This window comes from Microvirga sp. KLBC 81 (assembly GCF_003075415.1).
In the GTDB taxonomy this organism is placed as follows: domain Bacteria; phylum Pseudomonadota; class Alphaproteobacteria; order Rhizobiales; family Beijerinckiaceae; genus Microvirga.
The window spans coordinates 1-8,644 of sequence record NZ_QDAH01000138.1 but is presented as its reverse complement, the minus strand read 5'-3'; the positions used below and the strand labels follow the sequence as shown (position 1 = coordinate 8,644).

General features: G+C 57.3%; 14 protein-coding genes. 4 read left to right on the top strand and 10 right to left on the bottom strand.

The features are described from left to right. Window positions 1-153: 153 nt before the first annotated feature. From DC522_RS31515 to DC522_RS31485, 9 genes are all read right to left on the bottom strand, one after another. On the bottom strand, window positions 154-450 hold the full coding sequence (locus DC522_RS31515; RefSeq protein ID WP_116532401.1) for a helix-turn-helix domain-containing protein: 297 nt from the start codon (window positions 448-450) through the stop codon (window positions 154-156). A gap of 5 nt (window positions 451-455) precedes the next feature. After that, entirely contained in the window at window positions 456-950 is a 495-nt protein-coding gene (locus tag DC522_RS31510; RefSeq protein WP_133239436.1) for a hypothetical protein, read from the bottom strand. Next, on the bottom strand, window positions 950-2,752 hold the full coding sequence (locus tag DC522_RS31505; protein ID WP_116532399.1) for a DUF927 domain-containing protein: 1,803 nt from the start codon (window positions 2,750-2,752) through the stop codon (window positions 950-952). Before DC522_RS31505 ends, DC522_RS31510 begins: the two co-directional genes overlap by 1 nt. After that, complete coding sequence (locus tag DC522_RS34465; protein WP_133239435.1) at window positions 2,749-2,982, bottom strand: hypothetical protein; 234 nt, start codon at window positions 2,980-2,982, stop codon at window positions 2,749-2,751. The genes DC522_RS31505 and DC522_RS34465 overlap by 4 nt, the downstream gene beginning before the upstream one ends. Then, complete coding sequence (locus DC522_RS31500) at window positions 2,979-3,386, bottom strand: hypothetical protein (RefSeq protein WP_133239434.1); 408 nt, start codon at window positions 3,384-3,386, stop codon at window positions 2,979-2,981. The genes DC522_RS34465 and DC522_RS31500 overlap by 4 nt, the downstream gene beginning before the upstream one ends. After that, the gene (locus tag DC522_RS31495) at window positions 3,379-3,780 is read right to left on the bottom strand and encodes a hypothetical protein (protein ID WP_116532397.1); all 402 of its coding nucleotides are present in this window, start codon (window positions 3,778-3,780) and stop codon (window positions 3,379-3,381) included. Before DC522_RS31495 ends, DC522_RS31500 begins: the two co-directional genes overlap by 8 nt. Before the next feature lie 82 nt (window positions 3,781-3,862). Then, the gene (locus DC522_RS34460) at window positions 3,863-4,072 is read right to left on the bottom strand and encodes an AlpA family transcriptional regulator (protein WP_133239433.1); all 210 of its coding nucleotides are present in this window, start codon (window positions 4,070-4,072) and stop codon (window positions 3,863-3,865) included. A gap of 110 nt (window positions 4,073-4,182) precedes the next feature. After that, window positions 4,183-5,079: a hypothetical protein gene (locus DC522_RS31490; RefSeq protein WP_133239432.1), complete on the bottom strand. Its 897-nt coding sequence runs from the start codon at window positions 5,077-5,079 to the stop codon at window positions 4,183-4,185. Between the two features lie 103 nt (window positions 5,080-5,182). Next, entirely contained in the window at window positions 5,183-5,422 is a 240-nt protein-coding gene (locus tag DC522_RS31485; protein WP_116532395.1) for a helix-turn-helix domain-containing protein, read from the bottom strand. Window positions 5,423-5,539: 117 nt separating this feature from the next. On the opposite strand from DC522_RS31485, the gene DC522_RS31480 reads away from it, so the two are divergent. The 4 genes from DC522_RS31480 to DC522_RS34455 all read left to right on the top strand — a co-directional run bounded on the left by DC522_RS31480 (window position 5,540) and on the right by DC522_RS34455 (window position 7,781). Beyond that, window positions 5,540-5,860, top strand: coding sequence for a hypothetical protein (locus DC522_RS31480; protein WP_245444718.1), 321 nt, complete (start codon window positions 5,540-5,542; stop codon window positions 5,858-5,860). Window positions 5,861-5,885: 25 nt separating this feature from the next. Next, window positions 5,886-6,140: a hypothetical protein gene (locus tag DC522_RS31475; protein ID WP_116532394.1), complete on the top strand. Its 255-nt coding sequence runs from the start codon at window positions 5,886-5,888 to the stop codon at window positions 6,138-6,140. Window positions 6,141-6,312: 172 nt separating this feature from the next. After that, window positions 6,313-6,960, top strand: a complete 648-nt coding sequence (locus DC522_RS31470) for a hypothetical protein (protein WP_133239431.1) — start codon at window positions 6,313-6,315, stop codon at window positions 6,958-6,960. Window positions 6,961-7,049: 89 nt separating this feature from the next. Next, a complete protein-coding gene (locus DC522_RS34455; protein ID WP_133239430.1) occupies window positions 7,050-7,781 on the top strand; it encodes a hypothetical protein in 732 nt (243 codons plus the stop codon). A 349-nt stretch (window positions 7,782-8,130) separates the two neighbouring features. Here the strand turns inward: DC522_RS34455 and DC522_RS31465 are convergent, their stop codons facing one another. Then, complete coding sequence (locus DC522_RS31465) at window positions 8,131-8,583, bottom strand: DnaB-like helicase N-terminal domain-containing protein (protein ID WP_116532392.1); 453 nt, start codon at window positions 8,581-8,583, stop codon at window positions 8,131-8,133. Window positions 8,584-8,644 lie beyond the last annotated feature (61 nt).

Here is an 8,644-nt window from a genome sequence, read left to right as displayed (position 1 = left end):
CCTCGATGAAGCGCGTCATCTTGGCCTCCCACGTCGGAGAGCAAGTCTACCAAATCAGCCTGTTTCCACACAGCCTCAAGCGGTAAGCGGACCTTCAGTGCCAAGCCCTTGTAGATTATATGTGCCCTGAGGCTCTGCTCCTGCCTCAGCAGATCACTTGCGCTGTGATGACCTCTCAGGGCACATGCCAGCTTGCTCAAAGTAGCGCCTGACCTCAGGACTCGTCCTGTCACCGCTCCAGTATGCACTCAGAGCAGCCGTATTGCCTTCCAACCACATCAGTAGGGCAGGACGCGAGATCGCCCACCGTCCGCCGATCTTGCGTCCTATGCCTTCCTCCGCCCACAGCCGCATCGTCTCGACACAGCGCCCGGCGATCTCTGCAGCCTCTTTGAGGCTCGCAACCTCCTGCCGGTTGAAGGGAATGATGATCTTGCGGTCATCCATCATCGACGCTACTCCGACACAACGCCCTTGAAGATGCGGCCATCGGAGCGAACCGCAGTAGTGGTGGTGATTTTGTTGACGTGCGCCCCTTGGAGCGTCTGCACGAGACCATCAGGCCGGAACAGATCATCTGCCCGCCAACCTATCGCTTGTGCCTGCTGTCCGAAAGCATCGAGGAAGCGCCCGGCATCATCGACAGCCTCGAGCCATTGAGGAACAGACAGCCCGGGCGGTGGCGTCAGTTGCAGTCGGGCAAATCCAGCCGAGTAGAGAGGGGGAATTCCCCCTTCCACTTCGGCAATGGCTTGCCTCTCATCCAGGTCAGACGACGCTGGGATATATCCGGCAATCTCGGTCACACCGGTCACACTTTCTTTTTCAGCCGTGTGACCGGGTAAATTGTTGATTTTATTGACGGTCACACCAGTCACACCGGTCACACCTGTTTTTTGAGGAGAGCCGAATTTGAGAAAGGCGCGGAAGACCTCGCGATTGGGAGTCATCACAGCGCCCCCCATTGCTCAAAAGCGGAGGCTTTGACCGCATAGACAGGCACCGCCCGGCCTTCGACTTTGATGTGAAGACGGTGGGCCTTGTCGTTCTTGGAGAACACCAGGGCGCCCCTTTCGGCCATCATGCGGGCAATGCCCTTGGCTTCCGCAATCCCAGCTAGAACCTCTTTCCAGCCTGTCGATGTGAAGCCCCAAAGAACCTCCCCATCGCGAGACAGGCGGTAGCCCAACAGGTCGCGGATCGGTGCGCTGTCCGTCGCAGGCAATCCGTCGTCGTAGATCTTGCGGAAGCGGCTCTCGCCATGCTTCTCAACGGCTGCCTTGATGGCTTCAACAGCGGAAACCAATTCGCCCGGGCCTTCGCCCCCAAGAGTACCGCGCCAAGCATCGAAGCAGACAGCCGCTGCACGTTCAGCCTCGCCCTCAGCCCATGGAAGGCTTAAAGCCACACGGGCGAACTCGCCAGCCGTGGCAATCAGGGCAAACCTGTGAGCGACTCTGTAAGCCTGCCCGCTGGTTTCGCCTATGCCTTCAAGCAAGGTCCGCTGCATGTCGGCAATGCGCTGGCGCGCTGCTTCTGCGACTGCCTCAGGATCGTCCGCCAAATATTCGACAAAGGCTTTGCCAGCCGTCCCGTAGATGCGCAGAGCCGCTGTCTTGATCTGCTTTGAGAACTCCGCTGGATCATGGCCATTGGTATCCTCGAACAGGCCCAAGCCTTTGCCAGCATCGGCAGGAACATCCACAAGGCGGATGAGCTGTCCGGCCTTCGCCCGCTTGCCCGTCTCCGCAATCTTGTCGCCAAGGCCAATCTCTCCTGACGAGAGAAGCATGATGCGCCATTCGGAACGGGCTCTCACTTCTGCGTCACGGGTAGCGCGGGCCTTGCCCTGCCCATTGACCAGCAGGTAGGCCGTTGAGCCTGCTTCTCGGGCATCCAATTCTCCAAGCTCATCGAGGGCCAACAGAGTGCCCGAATGAGCCCGCGCGATGGCCTCAAGGGCGTTTCCTGTGGCTCTCCACGTCTGGGTGAATCCGCCACGTCCACCGCCACCCCAGACGCTGCCAGCGACTATCAGGGCTGTGCTCTTGCCGAGGGATGACCCCCCGACAAGATGCACCCCACCACCCTCATCGTTGAGCAGATCGACAAGAGGTCCAGCGAAGGCAGTCGAGAGAGAAAGTACCAGACGGGAGTTCCCGGCAGCAGGTTTTGCAACCTTTTCGATCCATTCAGCAAGGGTGCCATTCTCGCCGTAGCGGGCCGCATCAGCCTTCCCGTCATAGATCACGCTTTCGCCGGGCTCCTGCCCAACCGTCGCGTGAGGCAAAACAAACACGTCACCATGCCATCCGCTGCGCCGGACAAGACGGACACGCGATCCGCAGTTCAGGCCCACCAGTGCAGCCTTGAACTTCTTCAGGCGGTCTGAGTGTGGAGAGAGTTCCAGCCCGCCTGCTGCCAAGGGCTTCAGAACTTCCGTTCCATCTCCGATCAGATCAGCCAGTGGCAGGAAGTGACGGTGCTGGATGTGGTCGCGGTCGTGCCATTCGAGGGCAATGGACCAGCCATCGCCATTCGGATCACGAGCAAGACCTAGGACAGCAAATGGGCCAGAAAGGCGGGATCTCGGCTTGTCCTCACCAGGATCAAACCACAGGCCCTTGCTGTCCAGAACATAGCCCTGGGGCCACTTGACGGAGTTGGATGGGCGCGGGCTCTCAGGCTCCATGTCGGCAGTCCCGAGGCGTTCCATTTCGTCAGCAAAAGGATCATTGTCGAGAGCGTTCAAGGGCGCTGCTCCTTGGTCGTGCGAAGGTCATTGAGGGTTGTGAGAGCTGCGCGGGTGTAGGCCACAAGCCTGCGCACAGCGTATTCAAGGCCAGCATCATCCCCGATGGATGCGTAGGTGACGCCCAGGTCTGCCTGAATGCGGGCCATGGCGAGAGTTTCTTCGATGAACTCCCGGTAGGCCCAGGGCGACCCGTGAGGAGCGCCCTGCGTTGAGTTGGGGGTGCTCAAGGCACGTACTCCCCGCCGATGCCATAGAGCCGGTAGAAGATTGCCCGAAGCCACTTCTCCTGCTTCGTGGAAGCCTGCCGTCCCATCGAGAGACGGGAAGCCATCTCCACGACAAACGTGCGTTCCTTGAAGTCCATCCGATGGGTAGCGTGTGTGCGCAGCCAGACCGCGATATCCCGCAGCGACGAGGGCTGAGAGGCAGGCTCCGGCTCATCAATGTCGCTATGGACGACATTGACCCAAGGAGCGGCCACCGCCCTGGCGAGGTCATACAGATCCAGGCCAGCACTCCTCAGTGTCCGGTCAATTGCCCGGACGGTTGCGACCACTTCGCCATCGTGGACCGTGGCGAGCATCGGAATGAGCTTGGAGAGTTTTGGGGCAATGACAGCCATATCAGACATTGGCGAAGCCCCCCGTCTGAGCGAAGTGTGAGGCCAGCTTGGAGAGACCCTGCTTCAGGAGAGAAGCCCGGTGCGGATTGCCGACACCGCAATTGTCACGGCAGACCGAAACAACGGCGTAGGCGACATTCTCACCGAGAGCGAGGAGAGAGCGACCAGCCGAGAGACGGGCCTGCTGTTCAAGCCGTCCAGCAGCCTGCCAAAGGGCTGCCATGCGCTGGCCCGCTTGATATTCGCGGTTGTCGATGATGCCTGCATTCCGAGCCCGTGCGAGTGCGGAGCCTGGCGCGCCGAACTCTTCTGAGATTGTGTGGATGCGCGGCTTGTAGCCAGTATCCAGCGGGCGCGAATTATCCTTGCTCTGAAAGAGCGTCGTGGTAGAAATGTATTGCATAAAAATGAATTCCTTGAGCCCCGCGCGGTCCCCGTGTTGGGGCTTTCTTTTTGTCCGCGTGATAGGCTCCGCATGAATGGGATTACGCGGCTGTCGCAGTGCTTTCGGATGTCGAGCGGCGCTCATGGCTCGCCATCCATTCCTTTACGGTCGGAACGTGATAGCGGACTGCTTTCCCGATTTTTGAGAAGGGAGGAGTGTCGCCGGTCAGTCGGCGCTTATTCCAGGTGCTCGCACTAATGCCGGTAATCTCTGCGAGCCTGCGAACGTCTACGTATTCGTCTTTGTCCATCTCTCACCTTGTTGATGGAACTACCCGGTCACGCCGGGAACGGTGAGACAATGAAGGGAAACGGCGGGGCCGTGTATGACGGAACTAGCGTGAATATTGGGGTAGTTTCGTCACCCCAATATTTCGAGGTTTCTGATAGCTCGGTCAAAGGAGACTTGAGGCATATTATCGCCGTAGCTATTCCAGCACTCGCGAACGAAAGTCGCGAAGGGGCTATCCGCACTGACGGATGGCCTAGCCCCTGTGAGAAGCACCCATAGATGGGCCATTCTTGCGACAAAACATTGCATCCAAAGTTGCTTTTTCCGCCCGGTCTTTTCCTCATTCACCCAGAGCAGGGGGGTCTCTTTTTTTGCAATCTCGCGCAGCTCAAGGAGGCTGTCCGCAGCGTTGATTATGGTCTCCATATGCTTCGCGATAAGCTCTTGGGTGTCTGTCGGGACGGCCATGCCAAGCGGAGGCAAGCCCTGCTGCCACCTTTTATCATTCCGTTCTCGCCGCTCTTCCATTGCCTGTCGATGGCTAATCTCCCAGTGAGGGATACCCACAATGTCTGCCAACCTATCGTAGGCCTCCTCAAACAAACTTATGTGGTCTTTAATGTCGTTCGCGATACCTGCCTCCCTGTCAAAATCTGGAAAGTGCGTCGCGTTAAATTCTAGATGACTACGAACTAGATCGTAGGGGCCGTCTATTCTCAATGCCGGAAGGACGCCTTGACGAGTTGTATCTATCCGAGGATTGGAATTCTTCCGAACCAAGCTCTCAATTACATCGTCTACAGGCAGACGATGCTCATCAGGTGGCAAAATCCAACCCGCCTTGTGGTCACTTGATCGGATACGCTGCCTAAAATAATCTAGAGAAGCACGGTACGCCGCCCCGTGAGGATTGGGTGCCCCGCTTGGAAGGGTAGGATAGGGTATGCTTCTAAGCAGGGCGTATGCCTCGCTATTGCTCAACCTCTCTGCTTTGTCATCATACCAATTTGACATTGCACCGCACATGCATCTCCGCACCTTGGAAAGGTGACACACGGCAGCCCCGGTGCGGTCGGGGTTTTCGGATGGCCGTCCTAGCCGTGTGCCGTCTCGGGATTACGCAGTCGTTCTAGGGTTCGCTGCGCTCTCTCATTCGGACGCCAGCCCCTCCCCCGTTCTCAGGGATGAACTGAACGCCAGCAGTCTCAAGAGCCTGGCGGATCACTACCAAGGTGGCACTTCGAGGTACCGCCTTTCCGGACTCGAATTGGCGGACGGTAACGACCCCTATTTCAGCCGCCTTTGCAAGGTCGTCTTGGGTCCAGTTGATAAGGCCGCGAGCGGCTCGGCATTGCGCAGGTGTAATCATGCCTACGCTTATCCCAAAACTATCGAAAAACGTCAATAGCGTCGAAAAGCGCTTGATCTGCGCTAAAACGTCGTTTATATATTGATCTATCGATAAACGATGGCTTCGGAGGCGGCAATGGCCCTTCAGCGCAAGATCAACTGGAACACCGCAATGCGCGATATGCGCAGCGACCGTTCCAAGCCTGCTGCCCCTGGCCTCCTTGCTTCCGCCTCTATCGAACGTGCCCGCTTGGATCGCCTCGCCAAGGAAGCCGCTTCCCGCCCGTTCTTCGTGGCTGGCTCCTTCGACCGCTCGGCCATCATGAAGGCGGCTATTGCTTCCGCCCGCCTCCAGCGCGCCAAGGGCAACAAGGCCTCCTGGTCGCAGCTTCTCTCCTCCGCTCTCAAGTTCGCCTGGATCTGCGCCAAGCAGCAGCGCGCCTTTGCCACTCACTAATCAACCGTATCCGAAGGAGTCCGATATGCCTGCTTCCCACCTTCGTCTTGTCGTCATTGACGGCTCTCAAGTCGCCCCTGCTCCACGCCGTCCCCGCGGCTGGAATGTTCGCCGTGAGCGAGAAGAGAAGCTGGCCATCATCCGGGAGCACCTAGGCCACATCACGCATTCCATGAGCCGCATTCAGACGCTTGCCGGCGAATTGGAAGCAAGCCTCGGCATCTCCCTGCCGGACTTCACTCCGTATCCGCTCCCGGATCGACCTGACGTTTCCGCCTGATCCCTCACCACTACAGCACGACAACATCACAGCATTGGATTTCATCATGACGACCAAGCAAGCCAACCTGTCCCGCCGCTCTGTCCTGGGTGGCTCCCTCGCGGCTCTTACTGTATCGCCTGCCCTCGCAACGGCTGCTGTTTCCCGGAACGATGATAGCGCCCTCCTCGCCATGGGGCAGGAATGGCAGAAGGCATGGAAGAACCTGCAAGATATCTACCGGGCATCAGAGGAGGCAGAGGCGCGATACCATGAGATGTGGCCGGATCTTCCGTCGATCCTGACTAAGACGGAACAGGATTGGGAATATGGCCTCTGCGCCCATCCTAACCATGCGACCGAAGCCACATTTGACGCGGACTTGGTTGAGCAGTTCCGGCGTAAGCCCATCATCAGAGGGGTTCAACAACCTGCCCCTGAAAGAAGATTGAACCGGATCAAGACGGTGCTGGAGCCGTGGCCGGAGGCACAGGCCCGGGCTGATGAAATTGTAGCGGCTTGGGACAAGTATCGCGCCGCTGACAAGGCTGCACAGGAGCAGAGCGGCTTTGCCCAAGCCAATAAGGACGAGTGCGAGGTGGTGCAAGCCCTGCATGAGTTGGAAGAGCGGATCGCCAGAACTCGGGCGCATTCTCCGCAAGGGATGCTTGTAAAGGCTCACATTGCCGCGACAGATCCGGCAGCCATAGCAACGGTGGACGACCTAGAACGCGCCATCGAGGAGAGACTGGACACGGTCAACTTTATCGGCCGTTCGCTCATTCTCGACGTGCTGCATATAAACTCAATCTTTGGCGTCAATAGAACTCATACTGAATAGTAATTGTCGGTCGAAATTCATAATGACAAAGTGAACGCGAGCCTGCACACACCCTTTGCAGAGATATTGCGTGGCAAGAGGATAATCAGATGAGCATTGATCATCTAGCCAAAGAGAGACTTGCCAGAGACTCCGCGGCGGTGCGCCTGACTGCAGCAGAATTAACCAGAGGCATTACTCTATATTGTTTGGCAATAATCATCTCACTTGTTTGTTCATCAGTGGCGCACGCGGACGGTGTGGTTGTTAGAAAGACCGACGCTCGCGTTCCTGATTCAGGTAGCTTCCCGCCCTATAGCGGGACATGGGATCTAAACAGCGGTGTCGCCAAATGCCCTTCAGGTCAATATATCACTGCGATACAAGGCTTTAAGTACCAGGTGCGTGCATTGGTAGCATTGCGGTATATGTGCGCCGATCAAAATGGAAATACGAGCATCCATAAAACGGAGGCTGCTATGCCAGACCACGGGAGGTGGCGTAGGTACAGTGGGACACTGGGCTTCAGCGAAGCTAATGCTGGAACCGTTGTTTGCCCCGGCGGATCATTTGTTAGTAGAATCGAGGTGATGAAAAACAGCCCAGACTCACCCTTAGGCGGCGTTATCTTCGACGTTCGGTATCTCTGTACACGCGATGGCGATGCACCCGAAATTCGGAAGACCAATTTTGAGGTTCCTGATACCGGAGGACCAGCCCACCCACGTGACCTTGCCATTGCCACTTGCCCCAGCGGAACCTTCGTAAATGCCATCCAAGGCTTCAAGTGGGAAGGGACGACAGTCTCTCCTCTGGTGCAATTGCGCTTTACATGCCAGTGACGCGGTTGGTATTGGCCCACGGCTCAGGCTGAGAATGGCCACGCTAGGTGGTCCAGTGAAGGGGACAGGTTTGCTCGTCGCGAAAGGAGTACGGCCTCAGCTATGGTCATGCAATAGACCGATAGCTTCCGAGCCTCTTTGATGCCCGCAGCACCCCGTAGAGCAACCATCGCCTCGTCCTCCCCGGCAGGATGGCCGGAAGCATGGGAGGTCCGCAAGCGCCTTGGTGTGGGTAGGGCAATAAGCTGTTTACCCCGTGCGGCTATATTCGAAACTGGCCGCGTAGCGTATCAGGCTGAGGCAACACGGGACCCCGCCCGGCTCTACCCGGGCGGGGTTTCTATTGGGGCTATGTTTTCTGTTCTTGCACTTCCATCTGGGAGCGGTATTTAGACAGCGCATAAACCGTCAGAACATGTCCTCTGACATCAGTAATGTCTGCTGCCTCAGCGGCAAGCCGGGCAAGGTACTTCACCAATGTGATGTTACCTAGATCCTGATCCCCGAAGAGCCTCGCAATTGTTATCGGCGTCACCACCTCACCGCTAGGTATCAAAGCGCGCACGACTTCGAAGATCCGCTTATGGAGGTCTTCCGAAAAATCTTCTGGGTCGATGATGGATGCACGGTAATATGCATCGTTATCAATCAGTATTGCACCCAAGACAGCCTGCTCAGCGTCAATATTGAAGAGTTCCTTGTCCTCATTTCGAACGCTCTCAATAATGGCATCTATCTCAGGTTTCAGTAGGCCTTCAATCAAGAACTGATAGTACGAATGTCGTGCTAGAGCATCGGGCATTCAGACGAATCCGTATCCGGCGGCGGTGAAATAGTTGCGGCACGCCTCAGGCTCAACGAGA

Excerpts from the sequence above, each read along its gene's own strand:
- DC522_RS31475 (WP_116532394.1), top strand. The coding sequence starts at position 5,886 with ATGCCTGCTTCCCACCTTCGTCTTGTCGTCATTGACGGCTCTCAAGTC.
- DC522_RS31485 (WP_116532395.1), bottom strand. The coding sequence starts at position 5,422 with ATGATTACACCTGCGCAATGCCGAGCCGCTCGCGGCCTTATCAACTGG.
- DC522_RS31510 (WP_133239436.1), bottom strand. The coding sequence starts at position 950 with ATGACTCCCAATCGCGAGGTCTTCCGCGCCTTTCTCAAATTCGGCTCT.
- DC522_RS34460 (WP_133239433.1), bottom strand. The coding sequence starts at position 4,072 with ATGGACAAAGACGAATACGTAGACGTTCGCAGGCTCGCAGAGATTACC.
- DC522_RS31495 (WP_116532397.1), bottom strand. The coding sequence starts at position 3,780 with ATGCAATACATTTCTACCACGACGCTCTTTCAGAGCAAGGATAATTCG.
- DC522_RS34455 (WP_133239430.1), top strand. The coding sequence starts at position 7,050 with ATGAGCATTGATCATCTAGCCAAAGAGAGACTTGCCAGAGACTCCGCG.
- DC522_RS31465 (WP_116532392.1), bottom strand. The coding sequence starts at position 8,583 with ATGCCCGATGCTCTAGCACGACATTCGTACTATCAGTTCTTGATTGAA.
- DC522_RS31480 (WP_245444718.1), top strand. The coding sequence starts at position 5,540 with ATGGCCCTTCAGCGCAAGATCAACTGGAACACCGCAATGCGCGATATG.
- DC522_RS31500 (WP_133239434.1), bottom strand. The coding sequence starts at position 3,386 with ATGTCTGATATGGCTGTCATTGCCCCAAAACTCTCCAAGCTCATTCCG.
- DC522_RS31490 (WP_133239432.1), bottom strand. The coding sequence starts at position 5,079 with ATGTGCGGTGCAATGTCAAATTGGTATGATGACAAAGCAGAGAGGTTG.
- DC522_RS31515 (WP_116532401.1), bottom strand. The coding sequence starts at position 450 with ATGATGGATGACCGCAAGATCATCATTCCCTTCAACCGGCAGGAGGTT.
- DC522_RS31470 (WP_133239431.1), top strand. The coding sequence starts at position 6,313 with ATGGGGCAGGAATGGCAGAAGGCATGGAAGAACCTGCAAGATATCTAC.